At 70.9% G+C, this 22,517-nt stretch carries 16 protein-coding genes (1 of these 16 running past the window's edge); 9 read left to right on the forward strand and 7 right to left on the reverse strand.

What is annotated here, in order from left to right; genetic code table 11:
• The 6 genes from D7X74_RS06780 to D7X74_RS06805 form a co-directional block, all read left to right on the forward strand.
• Positions 1 to 7,017 carry the 3' portion of a non-ribosomal peptide synthase/polyketide synthase gene (locus D7X74_RS06780; protein ID WP_120532099.1) on the forward strand. 22,185 nt of this gene lie to the left of the window's left edge, so the window shows 7,017 of its 29,202 coding nt (coding positions 22,186-29,202); its start codon lies off the left edge, out of view; the stop codon is at positions 7,015 to 7,017.
• A gap of 7 nt (positions 7,018 to 7,024) precedes the next feature.
• Complete coding sequence (locus D7X74_RS06785; RefSeq protein ID WP_120532100.1) at positions 7,025 to 7,813, forward strand: hypothetical protein; 789 nt, start codon at positions 7,025 to 7,027, stop codon at positions 7,811 to 7,813.
• Between the two features lie 110 nt (positions 7,814 to 7,923).
• Entirely contained in the window at positions 7,924 to 9,030 is a 1,107-nt protein-coding gene (locus tag D7X74_RS06790) for an acyltransferase (protein ID WP_120532101.1), read from the forward strand.
• A gap of 90 nt (positions 9,031 to 9,120) precedes the next feature.
• The gene (locus D7X74_RS06795) at positions 9,121 to 9,861 is read left to right on the forward strand and encodes a YqjF family protein (RefSeq protein ID WP_120532102.1); all 741 of its coding nucleotides are present in this window, start codon (positions 9,121 to 9,123) and stop codon (positions 9,859 to 9,861) included.
• A 51-nt stretch (positions 9,862 to 9,912) separates the two neighbouring features.
• Positions 9,913 to 10,335: a DUF2089 domain-containing protein gene (locus D7X74_RS06800; RefSeq protein WP_120532103.1), complete on the forward strand. Its 423-nt coding sequence runs from the start codon at positions 9,913 to 9,915 to the stop codon at positions 10,333 to 10,335.
• A 5-nt stretch (positions 10,336 to 10,340) separates the two neighbouring features.
• A complete protein-coding gene (locus D7X74_RS06805; protein WP_147444240.1) occupies positions 10,341 to 11,387 on the forward strand; it encodes a hypothetical protein in 1,047 nt (348 codons plus the stop codon).
• Positions 11,388 to 11,411: 24 nt separating this feature from the next.
• Here the strand turns inward: D7X74_RS06805 and D7X74_RS06810 are convergent, their stop codons facing one another.
• Complete coding sequence (locus tag D7X74_RS06810) at positions 11,412 to 12,062, reverse strand: hypothetical protein (protein ID WP_120532105.1); 651 nt, start codon at positions 12,060 to 12,062, stop codon at positions 11,412 to 11,414.
• A gap of 10 nt (positions 12,063 to 12,072) precedes the next feature.
• Positions 12,073 to 12,822, reverse strand: coding sequence for an endonuclease I family protein (locus tag D7X74_RS06815; protein ID WP_120532106.1), 750 nt, complete (start codon positions 12,820 to 12,822; stop codon positions 12,073 to 12,075).
• 298 nt (positions 12,823 to 13,120) lie between these two features.
• Between D7X74_RS06815 and D7X74_RS06820 the strand changes: the two genes are divergently transcribed.
• Positions 13,121 to 14,080 carry a TIGR01777 family oxidoreductase gene (locus D7X74_RS06820; RefSeq protein ID WP_120532107.1) on the forward strand — a complete coding sequence of 320 codons (960 nt, stop codon included), beginning with the start codon at positions 13,121 to 13,123 and terminating at the stop codon, positions 14,078 to 14,080.
• 3 nt (positions 14,081 to 14,083) lie between these two features.
• Positions 14,084 to 14,965 carry an alpha/beta hydrolase gene (locus D7X74_RS06825; protein WP_120532108.1) on the forward strand — a complete coding sequence of 294 codons (882 nt, stop codon included), beginning with the start codon at positions 14,084 to 14,086 and terminating at the stop codon, positions 14,963 to 14,965.
• Here the strand turns inward: D7X74_RS06825 and D7X74_RS43615 are convergent.
• Positions 14,960 to 16,024: a helix-turn-helix transcriptional regulator gene (locus D7X74_RS43615; RefSeq protein WP_199732712.1), complete on the reverse strand. Its 1,065-nt coding sequence runs from the start codon at positions 16,022 to 16,024 to the stop codon at positions 14,960 to 14,962. The genes D7X74_RS06825 and D7X74_RS43615 overlap by 6 nt on opposite strands.
• A gap of 189 nt (positions 16,025 to 16,213) precedes the next feature.
• Here D7X74_RS43615 and D7X74_RS06840 point away from each other — a divergent pair, with 189 nt between their 5' ends.
• A complete protein-coding gene (locus tag D7X74_RS06840) occupies positions 16,214 to 16,552 on the forward strand; it encodes a TerB family tellurite resistance protein (protein ID WP_120532110.1) in 339 nt (112 codons plus the stop codon).
• A 3-nt stretch (positions 16,553 to 16,555) separates the two neighbouring features.
• Here the strand turns inward: D7X74_RS06840 and D7X74_RS06845 are convergent, their stop codons facing one another.
• From D7X74_RS06845 to D7X74_RS06860, 4 genes are read right to left on the reverse strand one after another with little or no spacing between them, the layout of a single operon-like run.
• The gene (locus D7X74_RS06845; RefSeq protein ID WP_120532111.1) at positions 16,556 to 18,280 is read right to left on the reverse strand and encodes an ABC transporter ATP-binding protein; all 1,725 of its coding nucleotides are present in this window, start codon (positions 18,278 to 18,280) and stop codon (positions 16,556 to 16,558) included.
• A gap of 29 nt (positions 18,281 to 18,309) precedes the next feature.
• Complete coding sequence (locus D7X74_RS06850) at positions 18,310 to 19,905, reverse strand: MBL fold metallo-hydrolase (protein ID WP_120532112.1); 1,596 nt, start codon at positions 19,903 to 19,905, stop codon at positions 18,310 to 18,312.
• A gap of 21 nt (positions 19,906 to 19,926) precedes the next feature.
• A complete protein-coding gene (locus D7X74_RS06855) occupies positions 19,927 to 20,961 on the reverse strand; it encodes a nucleotidyltransferase domain-containing protein (protein ID WP_120532113.1) in 1,035 nt (344 codons plus the stop codon).
• Positions 20,961 to 22,331 (reverse strand): TAXI family TRAP transporter solute-binding subunit, encoded by a 1,371-nt coding sequence (locus D7X74_RS06860; RefSeq protein WP_120532114.1) that lies wholly within the window; start codon positions 22,329 to 22,331, stop codon positions 20,961 to 20,963. The genes D7X74_RS06855 and D7X74_RS06860 overlap by 1 nt, the downstream gene beginning before the upstream one ends.
• Between the last annotated feature and the right edge of the window lie 186 nt (positions 22,332 to 22,517).

A 22,517-nucleotide genomic window follows, 5' to 3' on the forward strand; every position in this document is an offset into this window, starting at 1 on the left:
CTGGTGCGCCGCCACGAATCCCTGCGCACCACCTTCACCACCCACGCGGGCACGCCCGTCCAGGTCATCGCCCCGAAGGCGTCCTTCCCGCTGGCGGTGGAGGACCTGCGGAAGCTGCCCGTGCGCGACCGCGAGGAGACCGCCCGTCGCCTCGCGGAGGACGAAGCGCGCCGGCCCTTCGACCTGGCGAAGGGACCGCTGCTGCGGGCGCGGCTCCTGCGGTTGACGGACGTGGAGAACCTGCTGCTCGTGACGATGCACCACATCGTCTCCGACGGCTGGTCCATCGCCATCCTCATCCGGGAGATGGTCACGCGCTACGCGGCCACCCTCTCCGGTCAGCCGCTGGCGCTGCCGTCGCTGCCCATCCAGTACGCGGACTACGCCGTCTGGCAGCGCGAATGGCTCCAGGGGGACGTGCTCAAGGCACAAATCGATTACTGGCGTCACCAGCTCGCGGGAGCCCCCTCGGCGCTGGAGCTGCCCACGGACCGCCCCCGCGTCGCGGGCTCCCAGCAGCCGGGCGCGAGCTTCCACCTGATGTTCCCCAAGAAGCTGGCGCAGGACCTGACAGTGCTCTGCCAGCGCGAAGGGGCGACGCTGTTCATGGGCCTGCTCGCGGGCTTCCAGGCGGTGCTCTCCCGCTGGGCGGATCAGGACGACGTCAGCATCGGAGCACCCATCGCGGGCCGCACGCGCGAGGAGACCGAAGGGCTCATCGGCTTCTTCGTCAACACGCTGGTGCTGCGCACGCGGCTGGACGGCAACCCCACCTTCCGCGATCTGCTGGGCCGGGTGAAGCGCGTCACGCTGGATGCCTACGACCACCAGGACGTGCCCTTCGAGAAGTTGGTGGAGGTCCTCCAGCCGAAGCGCCAGGTCGAAGGCACGCCGTTCTTCCAGGTGTCGCTGGTGATGCTCAACACGCCGACAGCGGAGCTGTCACTGCCCGGCATGCGCATCGAACCGCACCCGGTGGAATCCGGCGCCGCGATGTTCGACCTCTCCCTCACGCTCACGGAGAAGCCCGAGGGCATGGAGGGGGCGGTGGAGTACCGCACCGACCTCTACGACCGGAGCACCATCGAACGCCTCATCGGACACCTGCGCGTGCTGCTGGAGGACGCGGCGGCCCACCCGGAGCGGCGGCTGTCCGACCTGCCCCTGCTCACGGAGGCGGAGCGACAGCAGGTGTTGGGTGCATGGACCCGCGCGCGCGCCGACTTCCCGCGCGACACGCCCGTCCATGCGCTGTTCGAGGCCCAGGCCCGGGCGACGCCCGACGCGGTGGCCGTGGAGCATGACGGCGCCACCGTCACCTACCGGGAGCTGGATGCACGCGCCGACGTCCTCGCCCGTCGGCTGCGGACGCTCGGCCTGCCCACCGGCGCGCGGGTGGCGCTGTTCCTGGAGCGCTCGCACGCGCTGCCCGTGTCCCTGCTCGGTGCACTCAAGGCCGGCGCGACCTACGTGCCGCTGGACCCGTCCGCACCGTCGGAGCGGCTCGCCTTCCAGTTGGAGGACGCGGGCGTCACGGTGCTCCTCACGGAGACGCGGCTGCGCGACCGCCTGCCCGCCTTCACGGGACCGGTCGTCGAAGTCGAAGCCGCGCTGGAGTCCCCGCTCGCGGAAGCCCTGCTCCCCGACGTGACCCCGGAGCTGCCCGCCTACGTCCTCTACACGTCCGGCAGCACGGGGCAGCCGAAGGGCGCGCTGATCTCCCACCGCTCGCTGGCGAACCATGCGACGTGGATGGGTACCACCTTCGCGCTGGGCGCCGACGACCGGCAGCTCCAGCTCGCAGCCCTTGGCTTCGACGCCTCCGCCGCGGAGGTCTTCTCCACGCTGTTGTCCGGCGCCACGCTCGTGCTCGCGCCGCCCGAGGCCCAGCGCGACGTCGCGCTCCTCGCGGACACGCTGTCGAAGCAGCGCATCACCGTCCTCCAGGCCGTGCCCTCCGTGCTGCGCTTCCTGGCGGCGGAGCCGGCCTTCGCGAAGGCTGCGGACCTGCGCCTGCTCTTCTGCGGCGGTGAAGCGCTGACGCCGGACCTGGCCACGCGGCTGCGCTCGCTGCTGCCCACGGTCCGGCTCGTCAACGCCTACGGCCCCACCGAGACGACCATCGACGCCACCTGGTCCTCCGTCACCGGCGAGGAGTCCGGCGCGACGGTGCCCATCGGCCGGCCGGTGGCGAACGCGGAGACGTACGTGCTGGACGCCTCGCTGCGGCCGGTGCCCGTCGGCGTTCCGGGAGAGCTGCACCTGGGCGGCGTGCCCCTGGCGCACGGCTACCTGGGCCGTCCCGACCTCACCGCCGAACGCTTCATCCCCCACCCCTTCGCCACCGAGCCCGGCGCCCGGCTGTACCGCTCCGGAGACCGGGCCCGCTGGCTGTCGGACGGACGCCTCCAGTTCCTCGGCCGGCTCGACACCCAGGTGAAGCTGCGCGGCCTGCGCGTCGAGCCCGGCGAAGTCGAAGCCGCGCTCGTCCTGCACCCCGGCGTGCGCGAAGCCGCGGTCGTGGTCCGCGACGATGAAGCCCACGGCCCCGCGCTGGTGGCCTACGTCGTGTCGCGCACCATGCCCCGGGTGGAAGCTGAAGCGCTGCGCACCTTCCTGCGGCGCACCCTGCCCGAAGCCCTGGTGCCGGCGGTCTTCGTCGCGCTGGAGGTACTCCCCCGCACGGCCAGCGGCAAGCTGGACCGACGCGCCCTCCCCGCGCCCGAAGCCCAGCGCGCCGACACGGCCCTCGTCGCCCCGCGCACGGACACGGAGACCCGCCTCGCCGCGCTCTGGCGCGAAGTGCTCAAGCAGGACGCGGTGGGCGCGACGGACGACTTCTTCTCGCGCGGCGGACACTCGCTGCTCGCGACGCAGTTGCTGTCACGCATCCGCACGGCCTTCCAGGTGGAGCTGCCGCTCCAGGCCCTCTTCGAGGCCCGCACGCTGGAGGAGCAGTCCCTGCGCGTGGAAGCCCTGATGCGGGACGGAGCCGCGCTCCAGGCCCCTCCGCTGCGCCCCGCGCCGCGCGATGAGCGCATGCCGCTGTCGTTCGCCCAGCAGCGGCTGTGGTTCCTGGATCAGCTCGAACCGGGCACGTCCACGTTCAACATCCCCGTCGCCCTGCGCGTGGAGGGAGCGCTGGACGTGCGCGCGCTGGAGCACTGCTTCCAGGAAGTGGTGCGTCGGCACGAATCCCTGCGCACCGTCTTCCGGGATGGCCCCGAAGGACCGTCGCAGGTCGTCCTGCCCGACCTCGCGCTGCCGCTCGAAGAGGTGGACCTGCGAGCGCTGCCCGAGGACGCGCGGGATGCCGACGCCCATCGCCTGGAGGTGGAAGAGGCGCTGAAGCCCTTCGACCTGGCGAAGGGACCGCTGCTGCGGGCCCGACTCCTGCGCCTGCGGGAGGACGCATGGCGGGTGCTGCTGACGATGCACCACATCGCGTCGGACGGCTGGTCCATGGACGTGCTGGTGCAGGAGGTGAGCGCGCTGTACGTCGCCCACCAGCAGGGCCGGCCCTCGCCGCTTGTGCCCCTGGCCATCCAGTACGCGGACTACGCGGTCTGGCAGCGCCAGTGGCTGCGAGGCGACCTGCTAGAGAAGCAACTGGACTACTGGCGCAACCAGTTGGCGGGAGCCCCGGCCGTGCTGGAGCTGCCGTTGGACCGCCCCCGCCCCGCGGTGCGCGCCCACCGGGGCGGCCTGGTGGCGCGGACGACGGAGCCGGCCATTTCGAACGGGCTGGAGGCGCTGGCCCAGCGAGGACGGGCCACGCTCTTCATGGCGGTGATGGCGGCCTTCCAGGGCCTGCTGCACCGCTACAGCGGACAGCCGGATGTGGTGGTGGGCACCGACGTGGCCAACCGCGACACGAAGGAGACCGAGGGCCTCATCGGCTTCTTCATCAACCAGCTCGTGGTGCGGCTGCGGATGGAAGGCAACCCCACCTTCCTGGAGCTGCTGGAGCAGACGCGGCGCGTGTCCCTGGGCGCCTTCGCGCACCAGGACCTCCCCTTCGAGGAGGTGGTGCGCGCCATGAACCCGGAGCGCAGCCGTTCGCACGCGCCGCTGTTCCAGGTGAAGCTCATCCTCCAGAACACGCCGCAGACGGCGCTGGAATTGCCCGGGCTGACCCTGAGCGTGGAAGGCGTGAACACCGCCGCCGCGAAGCTGGACATCACGCTGTCCGTGACGCCCACGCCCGAAGGTCTGGTGTGCGCCTGGAGCTACGACCGGGACCTCTTCGACGAGGCTACCATCGAGCACATGGCGGAGCGCTTCCACGCGGTGCTCGCGAGCATCGTCGCGCACGCCGGAGCGCTGCGCCTGTCGGACTTCCCACTGCTGCCGGAGCCGGAGCGTCAGCGGCTGCTCGGGACGTTCAACGACACCGCGCTCCCGTACGCGGAGCGCTGCATCCACGCCCTCATCGCCGAACAGGCGGCGCGGACGCCGGAAGCGCTGGCGGTGGTGGCCCCGGATGGAACGCTCACCTACGCGGCGCTGGAGCGGCGGGCGAACCAGCTCGCGCACCTGCTCCAGCAGTACGGCGTCGCGCCGGAGACACGGGTGGGCCTGTTCGTGGAGCGCAAGGCGCACGCGCTCGTGGGCCTGTTGGGCATCCTCAAGGCGGGCGGGGCCTACGTACCGTTGGATGCGGGGGCGGCCAGTGCGCCGGAGCGCATGCGCCACATGCTGAAGGGCGCGGGCGTCCAGCTCATCGTCACGGAGGAAGCGCTGGCGGACGAGCTGCCTTCGCAGGGTGAGCTGCTGGTGAGCCTGGACGCGGACGACGGACTGCTGGACGCACAGCCGGAAGGTGCCCCCGACACGGGCGTCCTGCCGGGCAACGCGGCCTACGTCATCTACACGTCGGGGAGCACCGGTCAGCCCAAGGGCGTGGTCATCGAACACCGTCAGCTCGCCTGCTACGTGGCGGGCGTCAGCGACCGGCTGGAGCTGCCCCAGGGCATGTCGTTCGCGACGGTGTCCACGCTGGCGGCGGACCTGGGCCACACGGCGGTGTTCCCCACGCTGTGCGCGGGCGGCGCGGTGCACCTGGTGGACCGGGACACGGCGTCGGACGCGGGAAGGCTCGTGGCATACGGCCGGGCGCATGAGGTGCAGGGCCTGAAGATCGTCCCCACGCACCTGGAAGCGCTGCTCGCGGGACAGGATGCGGAGCGGCTGCTGCCGCGTCGCAGGCTGGTGCTGGGCGGCGACACGGTGTCGTGGACGCTGGTGGAGCGGGTCCACGCGCTGGCCCCCGACTGCGAGGTGTTCAACCACTACGGCCCCACGGAGACGACGGTGGGCGTGCTCGCGCAGCGGGTGGAGCGCGGCGTGCGCACGCCGGGAACGCGGTCGGTGCCGCTGGGCCGGCCGCTGGGCAACGTGCGCGTGTACGTGCTGGATGCGTACGGGCAGCCGGTGCCCACGGGCGTGCCGGGCGAGTTGTTCATCGGCGGCGAGAGCGTGGGCCGGGGCTACCTGGGCCGACCGGACCTGACGGCGGAGCGCTTCGTACCGGACGGCTTCGCGACGAAGCCCGGCGCCCGCATGTACCGGACGGGGGACCGGGTGCGCTGGCTTCAGGACGGCCGCATCGAGTTCCTGGGCCGCGTGGACCACCAGCTCAAGATTCGCGGCTACCGCGTGGAGCTGGGTGAAGTGGAGGCCGTGCTCTCAAGGCACCCGGGCGTGAGCGAGTGCGTGGTGGTGGCGCGCGACGACGCGTCCCAGGGCCGGCAGCTCATCGCCTACGCGGTGGGCCGCTTCGAGAAGGCGCTGGAGGAGTCCGTGTTGCGCGCGCACCTTGCGGCGCGGCTGCCGGACTACATGGTGCCCGCGACGTTCATGGTGCTGGACGCCCTGCCCCGCACGTCCAACGGCAAGGTGGATCGCAAGGCCCTGCCCGAACCGTCTCGCTCCAACGAGGACACCGGACACGTCGAGCCCCGCACGCCCACCGAACAGCGGCTGGCGGCGCTGTGGAAGGAGCTGCTGGGTACGCCCAGGGTCGGCGTGCACGACAGCTTCTTCGACCTGGGTGGCCACTCGCTGCTGGCCACGCAGGTGGTGGCCCGGGCGGCGACGCTGTTCAGCGCGAGGCTCGCGGTCATCGACCTCTTCGAGGCGCCGACGCTGGAGGGACTGGCCGCGCGCATCGACGCGGGGACGTCCTCGGACTCGCCGCTGGTGATGCTGCGCAAGGGAGGCGAGCGCACGCCCTTCTTCTGCGTGCATCCGGTGGGAGGCAGCGTGCTGGGCTACCTGGAGCTGGCGCGGCGCATGGATCCCACCCAGCCCTTCTACGGATTGCAGGTGCCGAAGGATGGCGCGGGCACGACGGTGGAGGCCATGGCCACGCGCTACCTGGAGGCCGTGCGCGACGTGCAGCCCGCGGGTCCCTACCGCCTGGGCGGTTGGTCCATGGGCGGACGCGTGGCGTACGAGATGGCGCGCCAGCTCCGTGCCCGAGGCGAAGCGGTGGAGGTGCTCGTCGTCATCGACGCGATGGGCGAGGAGCCGGCTTCCGAGCAGGTCCTCACCCCGGACGAAGCCGTGGGCCAGCGGGTGCTGGAGTTCGCGGATCACCTGTCACGGCTGGCGGAAGTGCATCCCCGAGCAGCGGAGGTGCTGGGGCTGGTGGATCCGGTGGAGCTGCGCCTGGTGCTGGAAGGGCCGCCCGAGTTGGGCATCGGCATGGGCCTGGAAGAGGTCGCCTGCGAGGAGCTGCGCGAGCTGTGGCACCGCTTCCTGGTGAACCAGGGCGCCACGAGGTCCTACGTCCCCGGGCCCTATGACGGAGCGCTGGTCCTGCTCCGGGCCGAGCAGGGCCCGGAGGCTCCGGCGGACCTCGGCTGGGGCGCGCTCGCACACGGTGGGGTGACGGTGCACACCGTGCCGGGAGACCACTTCACCCTCGTCCGTCCGCCCCACGTGGACGCGCTGGCGGAACGCCTGCGGACGCTGCTCGCCGCCCCGCCGAAGTCGGACGGAAGGGACGGGTAGCCACGCCATGTCCCGACGCTTCACTCGCACGGAGGACGCGGCCCTGCGAACCCTGCTGGGCGCGGCCTCCACCACCGACCCGGCGGCCCTGGAGGACCGGGCGCCGGTCCCGTTCCGGGAGGTCCAGCGCATCCTGGCCCTGCCGGAGCTGCCGCACCTGGACCTGCTGGGCGACGACACGTGGCTGTTGGGAGGCCGCATCCTGCGGTGGCTCACCGGGGAGATGCGCGACGGTGGGGACACGGGTGACTACGACCTGTTCTGCGCATCGCTCGAAGCGCTGGAGCGGACCGCGCGACGAATGCTGGCCACCGGCTACACACCTTGCCGGCGGCAGGGGGCCACGCAGTGGGGGCCCTGGCTGATGGACCGGCTCCGTGGGCGTGACGACCATGCCCCTTGCGCGGGGGCCGTCTTCGAAGAAGGCGCGCTCCAGGAGCGGTTGCGACTGCGGCGGTTTCCCGACGGCCGGGAGATGTACGCGCTGGAGCTGCACTCGCCGGAGGGCCACCTGCTCCAGCTCGTCCACATCCCCGCCCTCTTCGCCGGGCGAGGCGACCCCATCCGCCACCAACTGGCGTTCACCGACCTGAGCATCTGCCAGTTCCTGCTGGATGGCCGGCTGCTCCACGCCGGCCCGCACGCCTGGGTGGACCTCTTTCAACGCCGGGTCCGGGTGGTGAAGATGGTCCGCCCGGGCATCACCGCCCAGCGGTTGCTCAAGTACGCCGGACGGGGCTTCTGGCCCGACGCGGACTCGGTGCGCACGGTGCACCGGGCCCTGCGCCAGCGGTGAGCGGAAGCGGCTGCATTCCCCAGGGGCCTTGCTAGCATCGGGCCCGCGCCCTTCCGCCGAAAGCCGCTCCCCTGAACACGCCCGAATCGCGTCACCTCGCCGGCCTGGACCTGCTCCGGGGCCTGGCCATCGTCCTCGTGGTCCTCTTCCACCACCCGCGTCCCGAAGGTCATGAGACCTACCGGATGATCGCCAACTTCGGTTGGACAGGCGTGGAGCTGTTCTTCGTGCTCAGCGGCTTCCTCATCGGCGCGCAGTTCCTGGAGCCGCTGGCGAAGGGCGAGACACCGTCGCTGCGGCGCTTCTACCTGCGACGTTCGCTGCGCATCCTGCCGCCGTTCCTCGTCGTGCTGGGCCTGTACCTGTGGGTGCCCGCCTGGAGTGAGCGCCCCTTCGTGACGCCCGCGTGGCGCTTCCTCACCTTCACGCAGAACTTCGGCCTGCACATCGGCGGCTTCTCCCATGCGTGGTCGCTGTGCGTGGAGGAGCACTTCTACCTGGTGCTGCCCCTCACCCTGCTCGCGCTGCGAGGCCGTGCCCGGGCGCCGTATGTGCTCGCGGGCGCGGTGGCCGTGATGCTGGCCGGGATGCTCCTGCGCGGCGGGCTGTGGCTGCACCTGTTCGGGAAGCTGGGCCCCGACGACATGGCCTGGCGCGACTACGACACGTTCCTCTACTACCCGACGTACGCGCGGCTCGACGGACTGCTGTGCGGCGTGCTGCTCGCGGCCCTGCGCGTCTACCGACCCGCGATGTGGGAGCGCTGGACGCGAAGGCCCGGCGTGCTGCTGCCGGGGTTCGGGCTCTTGTGCTTGGGGGGCGCGGCGTACGTGAACCAGCAATACAACCGGGAGCTCTCCTACGCCGTGCTGGCCTTCCCGCTGGTGTCGCTCGGGTACGCGGCGCTGCTGGTGTCGATGGCCGGGCCCGCCGTCTCGCGCGTCTGCGCGCGCATCCCGGGCGTGCGGACCTTCGCGGTGTTGAGCTTCACCGTCTACCTCACGCACAAGTCCGTGCAGCACCTGGTGCGCGTGACCCTGGAGCCCCACGGCCTGGGCACGTTCCACGTCGTCACGCTGGTCGGCGGGGCCGTGGCGGTGCTGCTCGCGTCACTGATGCTGCATCACGGGGTGGAGCGGCCCGCGCTGAGATGGCGCGAACGGCTGGAGCGGCGGCTCGCGGACAGGGAGCGGCGGCTCAGTCCCGTCACCCATTAGGTCCGGGCTTCTGCCCGACAGAAGCCACGGACAGGGGGAAGCCGGGGTCCACGCGAGCCCTGCGCGACGTGGGCGCGCTACACCTTCGCCATGCGCCCCTTCCTGACGGCGACGTGGCGGTACCTGCTGATGCTCAACTACGAGGTGGACCCGGCGGTGCTGCGGCCCCTCGTGCCCCGTGGAACCGAACTTGACGCGTGGCAGGGCCACACGTTCGCGAGCATGGTCGGCTTCCGCTTCCTCGACACGCGCGTGCGAGGCCTCGCGGTGCCGTTCCACCGCGACTTCGACGAGGTGAACCTGCGCTTCTACGTGCGCCGCCTGGGCCCCGAGGGCTGGCGGCGCGGCGTGGTGTTCGTGCAGGAGATCGTCCCCAAGCTCGCCATCGCTACCGTGGCGCGCGTCCTCTACAACGAGCCCTACGTCGCGCTCCCCATGCGCCACGCCGTGAACATGGACGGCGCCGACACGGGCGCGCCCGGACACGTCGAGTACGCCTGGAAGTCCCACGGCCGCTGGCACCAGCTGTCGGCCCGGACGCAGGGCAGCCCGGTGGAGAGCACGCCCGGCTCGCAGGAGGAGTTCATCACCGAGCACTACTGGGGCTACACCGCCCAGCGCGACGGAGGCTGCGCGGAGTACCGCGTGGAGCACCCGCGCTGGACCGTCTGGCGCGCCCAGGAGACGGCCTTCGACTGCGACGTGGCCCGCTTCTACGGCCCCGCCTTCTCCGAGTGCCTCCGAGGCCCACCCCACTCCGCCTTCGTGGCCACCGGCTCGGAGGTGTCCGTCTTCCCGGGAAATGAACTCCTCCCCTTGCCAAGCCCGTAGAAATCAATATTCTCAATCCACAAATTGATTTTCTGAACCCCAGCGCACCCCATGCCGACCTCCAAGCCCGCCTGGCCCGTCCCGACCCGCTGTCCCGTCTGTGGGGGTGGCACCGTCATCGAACGGGTGCGCTGCGAGGGGTGCGAGTCCGCGGTGGAGGGGCGCTTCACGACGGGGTGGGTGCAGCAGCTGTCGCCAGAGCAGCTCGCCTTCGTGCGGGTGTTCATCGGCTGCCGGGGGAAGATCAAGGACGTGGAGCAGGCCCTGGGCCTCTCCTATCCGACGGTGGTGGCGCGGCTGGACGACGTGGTGGAGGCCCTGGGCAACACGCCGGGCGCACCGCCCGCGCCCCCGTCTCCGCCCCCAGCCCGCGAGCGCGCCTCACCGCGCCGGGCCCAGATTCTCGATGACCTCGCGGCCGGGCTCATCGATGCGGATGAGGCCGCCCAACGCCTCAAGAAGGCACGGGAGTAATGCCCATGATGGACTCCGAAGAGACGCCGTCCTCCGACGCTTCCGCTTCATCACGCGACGGCGCCCAGCGCCACGCGATCCCCTGGGGACAGCAGGCGGAATTGGAGCTGCACGCGACGGCCGCCGCGCTCGTCGTGTCGCCGCTGGCGGAGGGAGAGAAGCCCTACCTCGTCACGCACGGCCGGGTGGAGGCGCGCATCCGCGAGCACGGGCGGGTGACGAAGGTGGAGCTGGTGCCGCGCGAGGCGGGCTTCCTGTCGTTGTTCTGGCGCCAGGGCGGACACGCGGAGCTGTTCGTGCCGGCCAACGTGCACGCCCGGCTCCAACTGGACGCGGGCGCGGTGCGCGTCTCCGGGCTGAAGGACTGCGAGCTGGAGCTGTCCACGGACGCCGGCACGGCGAGCCTGCGCGACGTGCACGGCAAGCTCAACCTGCGCACGGGCGCCGGCCGCATCGTCGGTGAGCGCGTGGGCGGCACGCTGCACATCCACGCGCAGGCGGGCGCGGTGAAGCTGGACGTGGACGCGCTGGACGTGGGCGAGCACCGAATCGGAACGCAGGTGGGCGCGGTGGAGCTGCGGCTGGTGCCGGGACTGGACCTGAACGTCGTGGCCCGCTCGTCGCTAGGCTCGGCGCACACGCGCTACCCCACCAATCCCCAGGCCGCCACGACGCTGATCATGGAGACGGAGCTGGGCTCGGTGCGCCTGCGCGAGTCAGGCCGTGCGCGCCACGAAGAGGAAGGGCGCGAGGCGTCCTCGTGGGATGAGGACTCGCTGCGCTGGCAGCGCCAGGCGGAGCGCTGGCAGCGCCGCGCCGAACGCCACGCCAACCAGTGGGCCCACGCCTGGGCGAACTCCTGGGGCGCGCCGCCCTGGTCGCACCACGGCCACCACCACGGACCCCGGCACCACCGGGCAGAGCCCCCCCAGACGCCCTCGCAGTCCGGAGGCATCCCCGCGGCGGAGATGCGCCGCGTGTTGGACCTGGTGGAGGCGGGGAAGCTCAGCGCCGAGGATGCGCAGAAGCTGCTGACCGCGATGCAGCGATGAGGCCTGCCCGCCCGGGCGGCCTGCTCAGGCGCCCTGGGTGAGGAAGCGGAAGGGCCGCACGCAGTCCTCGCGGGTGCACCGGAAGACGTAGCCCCGGCCGTTGTCGCCGAACTCCAGGCCGTACGGCATCGCGGCGAGCTGCGCGACGAAGCGCATGGGCGCGTCACAGCACTCGGGCGTCGCCTCGCCGTTGAGCCAGCCGGGCACGCCGCCCACCTTGCTCTCCGGCGCCTGTTCCTGCGCACGGTCCAATGCGGCGAGCTGTTCGTCGCTGGCCTCGTTGACGTCCACCGACAGGGCCTCGGTGTCCTCGGTGGCGGGCTCGAAGTCGAGCGTCCACTCCACATAGGGCTTCACGCCCTCCGGGGGCTCACTCACGGAAGGCGCGCCAGCCGTCACCGGCACCGCGGCGTTGGCGCCCTCCTCGGGGTCCCAGCGGAAGCAGACGGAGTCGGGGTTCTCGCACTGGAAGACGTGGACCGACGCGTACGGCGCCAGGTCCAGCCGGCCTTCGACGTGCGGAAGCTGGAAGAGGAAGCGCAGCGGCTTGCCGCACATCTCGCAGACGGGCCAGTCCAGCGGACCGGGCGCCTGGGGCGTGCCTCCCACCTTCAGGAGGGGCACGCCGGGACGACTGGGAACGAGCGCCCACAAGGGCGCGACGGGAAGAGGCATGCGGCGGACTCTAGAAGTCCGCGATGCGCTCCGACAACGTCGGGTCGTCCACGAAGGGGTTGCGGTTCTGCTGGACGGCCTCGATGCCGTCGTTGCGCTTCACTTCCGCGGCGTCGACCTTGTCCAGCGTGTTCCACTGCTTGAGGACGGACTCCTCGTCGGGCGGAATGGGCTTGTTGTACACGGTGGAGAAGTAGAACAGCGCGCGAGCGACGTTGCCCTTGTGCGCATCGGGCGGCTCGAAGACGGTGCGGCCCTTCTCGTCGGTGCCGAACTTGGCGCCGTTCTCCGTCCACTTCACGTTCTTCACCGTTCCGAACGGGTAGTTGCCCCGGATGGAGTTGGCCTTGCTGTCGGTGGGGAACAGGTGGTGCAGGTCCGCCTTCGCCGCGCCCGTGGCGCCCTTGGACTGGGGCCAGGTGTGCTCGGTGTTCATCACGTTGCTGCTGGGAATCTTGTCCGTCTTCACTTCCTTGCCCGTGTAGACGCACTTGACGAAGCCGTCATGGTTGTCGAGCGTGGTGAAGATGACCTTGCGCGCGCCGTTGTAGCCCAGGTCCTTGTGCTTGGAGACCGCGTCGTGCAGCGCCTTGATGAGGATCTTGTCCTTCATCCCGTCGTAGCGCGGGTCCGGACCGGCCGGCGTGAAGTCGTCCACCGGCGCCGCCTGCTTGAACGGGGCCTTCTTCGGAGCGGCAGTCTCGAAGCTGGAGGCCGACGTGGTGCGGGGCGCGGTGAGCGGGCGGGACGAGATGATCATGACGGCCCTCGGATTCGAGGTGGGGGGATGACCGATTCTCGCCCACCGGCGGCCCCGGTTGCGTGCCCCCCCGCATTTTCCCTCCGGTCCGGTTGGTTTTTCCGCCCCAACCCGTGACATCCCCGGAAATGGGTTGGCACGGAGGCCCTTTCCGCCCCGAAAGCGGGGCTCATCGCCGGTACCAGGGCCGCCCGGGGCCTGTGGGCACGGTCTCCGGCGGACTCCGGGGTGGGCGCGCTATGCCTGGAAGTACACGGGGCCCGGCGGAGCAGGCCCGTCACGCGGCAGGGGGTGGACGGTGAAGATCGTGATTCCAGGTGGCACGGGGCAGGTGGGCGCACTGCTGGCGCGGGCCTTTCTCGCGCGGGGTGACGACGTGGTGCTCGTGAGCCGGGGCGGCCGGGGCGTGGCGCGCACGGTGTCCTGGGATGGGCGCACGTTGGGGGACTGGGCGAAGGAGGTGGACGGCGCCGACGCGGTCATCAACCTGGCGGGGCGCAGCGTGAACTGCCGCTATTCGGAGGAGAACCTGCGCCAGATGATGGACTCGCGGGTGGACTCCACGCGGGTGGTGGGAGAGGCCATCGCGCAGGCCGCGAAGCCGCCGCGGGTGTGGCTGCAGATGAGCACCGCGACGCTGTACGCGCACCGGCTGGACGCGCCCAACGACGAGGCCACGGGCCTCATCGGTGGGGATGAGCCGGGGGTGCCCGCTTACTGGAAGCGCAGCATCGACATCGCCAAGGCGTGGGAGCGCACGCTGGCGGAGGCGAACACGCCGCGCACGCGCAAGGTGGCGCTGCGCACCGCGATGGTGATGGGCCCGGACCGCGAGGGCATCTTCGACGTGCTCCTGGGGCTGACGCGCCGGGGCCTGGGCGGCACGGCGGGAAGCGGCCAGCAGTACGTGTCGTGGATCCACGACCAGGACTTCGTGCGCGCGGTGCAGCTGCTGCTGGAGCGCGAGGACCTGGAGGGCCCCGTGAACCTGGCGGCCCCGAATCCCCTGCCCCAGCGGGAGATGATGGCGAAGCTGCGCGAGGCGGCGCACGTGGGCGTGGGGCTGCCGGCGATGAAGTGGATGCTGGAGGTGGGCGCGTTCTTCATGCGCACGGACACGGAGCTGCTGTTGAAGAGCCGCCGCGTGGTGCCCGGGCGCCTGCTGGAAGCGGGCTTCACCTTCGAGTACCCCGAGTGGGGGGCCGCCGTGCGAAACGTCGTGGAGCGCTGGCGCAACGCGGAGCCGGCCCGGAGCTGACCTGTGTCCTCGAAGAAACCTGGCGTCCGGTGGTTCCGCGTCCTCGCGCTGCTGCTCGTCCTGGGAGCGGCGGGATTCGGAGCGCTCACGGCGGTGCGGGGCCTGCGCACGGCGGCGTCGCTGGTGCATCCATCGCGCATCCCGGTGGTGCGCCCGTCCGGACCGGAAGCACTGACGGGGCTGGAGGACGTGTCGTTCCAGGCCGCGGGGCAGGTGCTGCGCGGGTGGTATCTGCCGTCGCGCGACGGCACGGCGGTGGTGCTGGTGCACGGCTTCGCGGCGAACCGCACGCAGCTCCTCTTCGAGGCGGGGGTGCTGGCGAAGTCCGGACACGGCGTGCTGCTGTTCGACCTGCACGGCCAGGGCGAGAGTGACGGCGACACGATTGGCTGGGGCGACAGCGAGCGCGAGGACGTGAGGGCGGCGCTGTCCTTCGTCCGCGCCCGGCCGGACGTGACACCCGGAAGGGTGGGCCTGTTCGGCTTCTCCATGGGAGGGACGACGGCCCTGCTGGTGGCGCAGGAGGATCCGCGCGTGAAGGCGGTGGCGGTGGCGGGCGCGTTCCCGGACCTCGCGGGGGACATGGGCTCGCACTACGGCGCGAGCACCTGGGCCGTGCTGTGGGGGCTGCGCCGGGCGGGCATCGACGTGGAAGCGGTACGGCCGCTGGACGGGATGTGCCGGTTGGAGGGAAGGCCGCTGCTGCTCATCAACGGAGGCAGCGACCCGGACGGGCCCCAGAAGCTGGGAGCCAGCCTCTACCGCGCGGCCTGCGAGCCCAAGGAGCTGTGGGAGGTGCCGGAAGCGGCCCACGGGGAGTACGCCCAGAAGGACCCCCAGGGCTACGCACAGCACCTGCGCGAGTTCTTCGACCGCGCGCTATGAGCGCCGGCCCTTCGAGACGAACTCCCCTCGGGAATGGGTGCCCGTCTTCGCGAAGATGGACTTCACGTGGACCTTCACCGTCTCCACGGAGCCAGTCCCAGCGATCTCCTTGTTGGACGCTCCCTCGAACAGCCCGTCCGCCACCTCGAGTTCCCGCTCGGTGAGCAGCCGGTGCCACTCCGGCCGCAGCCAGTGGGAGTGCTCCTTCATCCGCACCTGCCACAACATGCGCCCGGCCCACAGCAGCGTGGACGCCGTGAACGACACCTCCAGCCGCTCCCCGTTCCGCTCCATCACCAGGGCCTGCAGCGAGGGATCCGTCGACTCATCGAAGCGCGACAGCTCCCGCACCCGCCGCGTCCATTCCTGGGGAACGCCGTCGTGGAGTTCATGGGCGGAGAACCACTTCGCCACCAGGGGAATGGCCGTGCCCGACTCCACGACCTTGCGCCCCAGGACGTTCAGGACCAGGGAGGGATTCGGCTCCAGGGAGATGACCTTCAGGAGGTCGTTCTCGAAGCGGTAGGCATACAGCTCCTGGACCGTGGCCATCGCCTTGGCGATGTAGGGCACGAGTTGCTGGAGGAGCCACTGGGCCCGGAGCGAGAAGGCTCGGGAGGCCTCGCGATACATCGCGATGCTTCCTTTCAATCCCTGTGCCTCGAAGAGCAGGGACGCCATCACGCGCCGCAGGTTCAGTCCCACGCTCTGGCTGCGCTGGAAGGTCTCCATCTCCTCCAGCGACCGGCCCTGGAGCATCTGGGTGTCATTGAGCACGACGTTCGGCTGGACCACGGTGGCCTGAAACACGAAATCGTTCTGGGCCCATTCGCTGTAGTCCTTCAGCAGGGGGTGGACCGTCTCCGTCTTCCACTGCAAACCCGCCGAGCCATCCGGATTGACGCAGCCAATCGCGATGTGATCCGCTTCGCAGAGCCGGGCCAGGGTGGTCCCGAGGGCCTCATAGATGGCTTCCAGGGTCCGGGCGCCGTGAAGTCTGTCCTTCAACTCCATGATCAATGCCTGCTCACGCGCCAGGAACTTCAAGGGTCTGCTCATGGTGGTATTGCCCCCGTGTTTCAATACTTCGCGAGCATGACAATGCGGGGTAACCCTGCCCATCCCTCCCAGGAGGTATGTCACCTGTGACACCCTCGCCCACCCGGCGAGCGCCCTGCCCCCGAGACGCCGCTGGACGCGTCCCCCCCGGGCAGGTCAGCCTGGACCACCCTGGAGGATGCAACCCGCATGGTCACCCCGTCGAACCCCGACTCCCACTTCCACATCGAGGTCATCAAGCTGCTGCTCCAGGTGGCGACCAGCGATGACCGCGTCACCCGCGAGGAGATCGAGCAGATCATCGATACCGCGCGCGGCTTCAGCGTCCCCCTGTCGGAGCTCACCGCCCTCACCCAGTGCCTCCAGGAGGGAAAGCCCCTGCCTCCCCCGAACGTGACCGTGCTGCGCGAGAACCCGACCGCCGTCCTCGAAGCCGTCCACGCGCTCATCGCCCGCGACGGCCACATCCACGAAGCCGAAATCGAGATGACCCGGCAGATCCGCGCGATGCTCGGCGTCACCCCGTAGGGCTCAGGCCGCCACGAACTGCCGCTCCACGAGCCGGCGGTAGAGCCCCTCCTGGGCCATCAGCGCCGCGTGGCTGCCGCTCTGCACCACGCGGCCGGACTCCAGCACCAGCACCCGGTGGGCATTGGCCACCGTGGACAGCCGGTGCGCGATGATGAGCGTCGTGCGCCCCTGCATCAGGCGCTCGAGCGCGTCCTTCACTAGGTGCTCGCTCTCCGCGTCCAACGCACTGGTCGCCTCGTCCAGCACCAGGATGCGAGGGTCCTTGAGCACCGCCCGTGCAATGGCCACGCGCTGCTTCTGCCCGCCGGACAGCTGCACGCCCCGCTCCCCCACCTCCGTGCGGTAGCCCTCCGGGAAGCGGCCAATGAAGTCATGCGCGTTCGCGGCCTTCGCGGCGGCCTCCACCTCCGCGTCGGTGGCCTCCGGTCGCCCGTAGCGGATGTTGTCCGCGATGGAGCAGGAGAACAGCAGCGGCTCCTGCGCCACCGCGCCCAGGTTCCGGCGCAGCCAGCCCGGATCCAACGTGGGCAGCGCATGGCCATCCACCCAGACGCCACCGCCCTGCGGGTCGTACATGCGCGCGAGCAGCGCCGCGATGGTGGACTTGCCCCCACCCGAAGGCCCCACCAGCGCCACCACCTCGCCGGGCGCCAGCTCCAGGTCCAGGCCCTGGAGCACCGGCACATCCAGCCGCGAGGGGTACGCGAAGCGCACGTCGCGGAACTCCACGCGCCCCTGCAAGGCAGGCAGCCGCGCGCCGCCCTCCAGCGGGATGGCGGGCACGCGGTCGATCATCTCGAACACGCGCTCGGCGGACCCCGACGCGCGCATGAAGTCCCCCCACAGGTCCGTCAGTCCGCTCAGCGCCGTGGACACGAGCAGCGTGTACGCGAGGAACGACGTCAGGCTGCCCATGGACAGCTCACCCCGGAGCATCAACCGGCTGCCGTACCAGACCACCAGCGCCGCGGCGAAGAGCCCTCCGAAGCCGCTGCCCGCCATGAAGGCCGCCGACAGGCGCGAGCGCTGGCGCATCAGCGACAGCACCTGCGACAGCCGCCCCCGGTAGCGCCCCACCTCGTGCCGCTCGGCGGCGAAGGCGCGCACCGTGCGGATGCCGGTGAAGACCTCGTCCGCGACACCCGTGGCGTCCGCCAGCGCCGCCTGCACCTGCCGCGACGCCGTTCTTATCCGCCGCCCCACCACGACGCCCGCGATGGCCACCGGCGGCACCACCGCCAGCATCAGCAGCGCCAGCGACGGCGACGTGTAGAAGAGCATCGTCATGCCGCCCACCGCCTGCGCGCCGCTGCGAAGCGCGGTGGCGATGTTGTTGCTGACCGCGTGCTGCAACACGGTGGTGTCCGCCGTCAGCCGGCTCGTCAGTTCCCCCGTGCGGCGCGTGTCGAAGAAGGCCACCTCCTGGTCCACCAGCCGCGCGAACAGGTCCTCGCGCAGGCGCGCCACGGTGCGCTCGCCCGCGGTGTTGAAGAAGTAGAAGCGCAGCGCGTCCGCCGCCGAGCGCACCGCGAAGACGACGGAGAGCCACACCGCCGTGCGGTCGATGAGCCCCTGGTCCTTCGCGCCCAGCGCCTCGTCCACGATGACGCGCAGGGCCTGGGGGAACACCAGCGACAGCACCGTGGCGACGATGAGGAAGACCAGCCCCACGCCCAGCGCGCGCCGCTCCTCCCAGGCCAGCCCCAGCAGGCGTCGCACGGACACGGGATTCCGGGCCCCCGGCGTTGGCACCGTCACCGGAGGAAGGACTCCGCCTGGCCGTAGGGCATGTCCGCGTCCACGCCCTGCTCCCTGCAGTACGCGAGCAGCTTGCGCGACTCCACCAGTTGCGGCGACTGCTCGTGGTAGCCCATCACCATCACGTGCCCCAGCCACGGCTCGCGCCCCATGGCGTAGATGCGCACCTGACGCGGCTTCAGCCGCTGGACGATGTCGATGGCGCGCGCCGCGTTGGAGCCGTTGAGCCGCCGCGACTGGTCCATCTTCCGGGACAGCGGCGCGGGCAGCAGCGGCCCGTACATCCAACTGAGCGGCCCGCCCTCCGACTCCATCCCCAGCCACAGCATGTCGATGGGGCCCGTGTGCGCCTGCACGTGCTCATACAGCCGGGGCTCCAGCGCGTTGGAGTCCGCCGCCATCAACAGCGCCTTGCCCTCCAGGCGCACCAGGTGCGCCAGCTTCCCACGCACGTCCAGGTCGCCGTGCTCGCCCAGGAAGGGCAAACCCATCAGCTCCCCCCCTGGCACCGGCAGCGACTCCAGCTCCGACAGCGTCACCACGTTGCGGAAACCCGCGTGTTGGAGCAACAGCTTCAGCGACGGATCCACCAGCGCGCCGCCGCCGCCCGCGGGCACCACCACCGTGCCGATGCGGTGGCGCAACTGGATGAGCGGCTCGAACATCAGGTGGTCCGCGTGGCCGTGCGTGAGCACCACGTAGTCGATGCGCTCCGGCAGGTCCGCGAAGGTGTAGCGCGGCAGGTCGCTGGGAAAGTCGTAGCTCACCACCGGGTCCGTGAGGACGCTGACGTGGCGCGACTCGATGAGCACGCACGCATGGCCGAAGTAGCGCACCCGCACCCCTTCCCCGTCATAGCGGGGCGCGGGCCGGGGCGGCTCGGGCGTGAAGAACGTGGCGAAGGTGTCCCCGTCCTGGGGCGCGATGCCCAGCGCGTCGTGCACGGCCCCCAGGGGCGCCGGCGTGCGGCGCATGGCGAACAGCGTGTCCCAGGCATCATGGCGGAAGGGCAGCCGCACCTGGAGGCTTCCGTCGCGCGTGTCGTCCAGCCGGGGCGTGCTGAAGACATACGGGCGCGCGTCCTCGTGGATGAGCCGCAGCGACAGGCTCTGTGAGGACTCGCGGTGGAAGGGGCTCTTGTAGAGCAGCGGCTCGAAGAAGCGCGGCGACGCGCGGTTCCTCAAGTCGTAGGTGAGCTCCACGTAGCCGCGCAGCAGCTCCGGCACGCGCGGGTACAGTTCCTCCATGGAGAAGCCCTCCGCGGAGGCGAGCAGCGCGTCCAGCTCCCGCATCGCGGCCGCGTACCGCAGCGCCAGCGACTCCTCCTCCAGCGTGCGCTCCAGCAGCGCCTTCACCTCCCCCACGCGGTCCACGCCGCAGTTCAGGTAGGGCCCACCGCGCAGCGCCGGGCTCTTGAGCGCCGCGACGTGGATGGCGGGGTTGGCGACGAAGGACTCCATGATCTTCACGTGGAGGTTCGCCACGAAGAGGGGCGCCGTCATGGGCGACGCCAGGAACCACCACGCGTACCACTGGTTGTGGAGCGGCTCGGCGACGACATTCTGCTTCAGATACACCGGGGGGCGCGACATCCTCACTCCTTCAAAAAGGCTTCAGGCTGCGGACGACGCGCGGTCGCCGCGGTGTCGCGCCAGACGGTCCAACGACTCACGGGCCACCTCGCGCAGCGCTGGCTCCGCATCCTCCAGGAGCCGCTGCAACGCCTCCGGCACCTCGGCGTCCGGATAGGCGATGTCGCCCAGCCGCCGCGCCGCCAGCACCCGGTCCGAAAGCCTCCCCCGCGTCAGCTCCGCCAGCAGGTAGTCGCGGTAGCGCGCGAGGAAGGCGTTCTCCGCGTCCAGCATCCGCGCGCACGCCGCGCGCAGGGTCGCCCGCGCCGCCGCGTCCTCCGGCACGCGGTAGCCCCACTGCTGGCGGCTCGCGAAGATGGATTCATACAGGGGCGTCCAGGTGTCGTGGAGGTGCTCGCGGTGCGCCTGGATGGCGTCGCGCTTGGAGAAGGTGTGCCGGCCCGCGTCCACCGCCACCGCCGCCGTCGCCATCCGGCACGCCAGGGTGACCAGCTCCTTGAAGCCCCGGTGGAGCACGCCGTTCGCGTCCATCACCTCGCGGTAGTCGTAGCCATACAGCTCGCCCCGGGCGTCCGGGTACTCCAGCGGGAAGCGCAGGGGCGCGTCCTCGGCGCGGGCGCGGGCGCGCTCGATGAACCGGTAGGGCTGGTGCATGCAGTGGCGCGTCCACGCCTCCAGCGGCATCAGCGGAATCCGCTCGCGCAGGTCCTCTCCCGCGATGAGCAGCGCGTTCTCCTTGAGGTTGACCTCGCCTTCCGCGACGAGCCGCGCCTCCTCCACCGCGTTCAGGTCCAATGGGTGGCGGGACAGCGGCCCCAGGGCCGTGCGGAAGCGCTCGAAGCGGGCCTCCTCGCCCGGCAGGAACGTGTCCTTGAAGACGAGCGTGAGGTCCAGGTCGCTCTCCCCCACCGCCTCGCTCGTGGCGTGGCTGCCCACCAGGTAGCAGGCCGCCACGCGCCCCGGGAACATCATCGCGTACAGGCCCACGAAGCCGAACAGCACGGCATTGACCTGCATGTCCTCCGTCAACCCGACCAGCGTCACCTCTTCATCCATCACGCGGGCACCTGGTGGAGCGGATGGTCCTTGTGCTCGGGCGCGCCCGCGAGCCTGCGGGTGAGCCGGCGGCGCACGATGTCCAGGTGTTCGCGGAAGAAGTACAGGTTCTCCTGGTAGGCGAGCGGTACCGCGATGCGGTTCACCTCCCGCTCCGCCTCCTCCAGCCGCTTGAGCATGCCCTGGAGCATCTCCTGATCCGGATCCTCCTCCAGCTGGATCTCAATCTCCTTCAGCCGCGCGTACCAGCGGAAGATGCGCGAGCGCACCCGCCAGAGGAACACCGCCGGCACCGCGCGCATCAGCGGCACCACCACCGCGATGATGGGCACCAGCATCACCCACAGCCGGTCCACCAGGTTCGCGGCCCAGAACGGCAGGTAGCGCTGGAGCAGCGGCACGCCGGACGCGTAGTAGCGCTTCGCCTCGCTGCTCAGCGGGAAGCCCGCGGCGAGCGGCGCGGGGAACTCCCCCGTCTTGTCCAGGATGCCCGCCGTGCCGGAGACCTCACTGGCCGCGCGCATCAGGAGATAGGCGAGCGCCGGGTGCAACGAGTCACGCGCCACGAGCAGCGCGTTGGGCGCGAGCAACTGCACGTCCTGATCCGGCAGGTCCGCCGCGAAGTCGAACACGCCCCGGGGCAGCACGTGGCGCGACAGGTACGGGTAGCGGCGCGTGTACGCCTCCGCGCGCGTGAAGCTCAAGAGGCGCACGTCCTTCACCGCCGCCAGCTTCTGGATGCGCGGCGACTCCGCCGGGGCCACCAGGAACACCGCGTCCACGGTCCCATTCTTCAGCGCGTCGATGGCCGCATCCCGGTCCAGGGGCAGCAGCTGCGTGGGCGCCGCGTCCGCGCGGTTCGCCTTGAGCAGCGTCAGCGCCAGTGAGCGCGTGCCGCTCTCCTCCGGCCCCACCGCGATGCGCTTGCCGGCCAGGTCCCGCACATCCTCCACGCGCTCGCCCCGGTAGAAGACCCACAGCGGTACGTAGGAGAGGCTGCCCAGGGACACCACGTGCTCCGACACCTCCTGGCCCTTGCCGCCCGTCGTGCCGCTCTGCGCGAACGCGATGTCCACCCCGCTGTCCTCCACGTCCAGCAGGGCCACGCTGCTGACGGAGCCCTTCGTGGGGCGCAGCTCCAGCGTCACCCCGTGCTGCGCGAGGAACTTCTGGTAGCGCTTGGCCATGAAGCCGAAGCCGCCTTCGTCCGGCGCCAGCGCCATCACCAGCGTCTTCGGGGGCGCGGGTTTGACGAAGTAGAACGTCACCGCGAACGCGGTCGCGATGAGGAGCGCCGCGGGGGCGATGGCAATCCACAGGTCGCGCCGCAACGTGCGCTTGAGCTGCGCTTTCAACGAGTCCGTCTTCATGGGGATGCGCAGTATACCGACCACCCCGTGCGAGGCCCTGCCGTACATTGCGTGGGTCCAGGCAGGCGAGCACGGCCCGACCCGGGGGCACTTGGCGCATCCGCTTGCGCGACACACCCTCCCTCCCAGGCCTTTTTGTAAGGGGTGTGGCATGGGTTGGCGCGGCGGGTGGGCGGTGTCCTTGCT

It is taken from the genome of Corallococcus sp. CA047B (assembly GCF_003612065.1).
GTDB lineage: Bacteria > Myxococcota > Myxococcia > Myxococcales > Myxococcaceae > Corallococcus > Corallococcus praedator.